Genomic DNA, 1194 nt, shown 5'->3' with positions numbered 1-1194 from the left:
ATCCGGGATGACCGGGGGCCTGGGGGCGGCGGCCGTCTGACGCGTGAGCGGGAGGCATACTCCCAGCTCATGCGCCAGGGATACAGCAACAGGGAAGCCTGCCGGATCGTCGGTATCAACCTGCGGACGGGCAAGAGATGGCGCAACGGCTGGCACTCTCCGCCCACCGGCAAGCCGAAGCCTCCGATCACCGTGGAGGCTTCGGCTCCCGGCCCATCCCGGTACCTGCGTGAAGAGGACCGCATCCACATCGCCGACCGGCTGCGGGAAAAGGCGTCGATCCGCACCATCGCCGCCGAGCTGGGCCGCAGCCCGTCCACCATCAGCCGGGAGATACGCCGCAACGGCGCTCTGTGGCGGGGCGCCCAGTGGACCTACCGGCCCCATGCCGCCCACCGCCGCGCCGAACAGCGCCGCCCCCGTCCCAAGCCCGGGAAGATCGGCCAGAACGGCGGACTGCGCGAGTTCATCCAGGACCACCTCACGCTGCGCTGGAGCCCGGAACAGATCTGCCACGCTCTGCGGGCACGCTTTCCCGACCGGCCGGAGATGCACGTGGTCCACGAGACGATCTACCAGGCTCTCTACGTCCAGGGCCGCGGAGAACTCCGCCGCGAACTCACCAAGGCCCTGCGGACCGGCCGGGCCCGGCGCCGGCCGCACCGCCAGTCCTACAAGCGCCAGCCCCGCGCCATCAAGGACATGGTGATGATCAGCGACCGGCCCGCCGAAGCTGCCGACCGGGCCGTCCCCGGCCACTGGGAGGGCGACCTCATCATCGGCAAGGACGGCAAGTCCGCGATCGCCACGCTCGTCGAACGCACCACCCGCTACGTGATGCTGGCCCACCTGCCCGTCGATCACAGCGCGGGCAGCACCCGCGACGCCCTCGTCGAAACGGTCAAGACGCTCCCGCCCCACCTGCGGCGGTCCCTGACCTGGGACCAGGGCTCAGAGATGGCCTCCCACCAGGCATTCACCCTCGCCACCGACATCCCGGTCTACTTCTGCAACCCGGCCAGCCCCTGGCAGCGCGGCTCCAACGAGAACACGAACGGCCTGCTGCGGCAGTACTTCCCCAAAGGCACCGACCTCGCCGTCCACACCCGCGAGCACCTGGATGCCGTCGCCGCCGAACTCAACAGCCGCCCACGCAAAACGCTCGGCTGGGAAACCCCAGCCGAGCGCCTCGCT

1 protein-coding gene is annotated in these 1194 nt (G+C 70.2%); it reads left to right on the top strand.

The features are described from left to right. Positions 1-69 precede the first annotated feature (69 nt). On the top strand, positions 70-1194 hold a 1125-nt coding region (locus tag IE185_RS32820), incomplete at its 3' end, for an IS30 family transposase (RefSeq protein ID WP_189716571.1).

This window comes from Streptomyces chryseus, assembly GCF_014650755.1.
GTDB classification, from domain to species: domain Bacteria; phylum Actinomycetota; class Actinomycetes; order Streptomycetales; family Streptomycetaceae; genus Streptomyces; species Streptomyces chryseus.
Note: the sequence above shows the minus strand (reverse complement) of the source record. Positions and strands in the feature narration are given on the sequence as shown.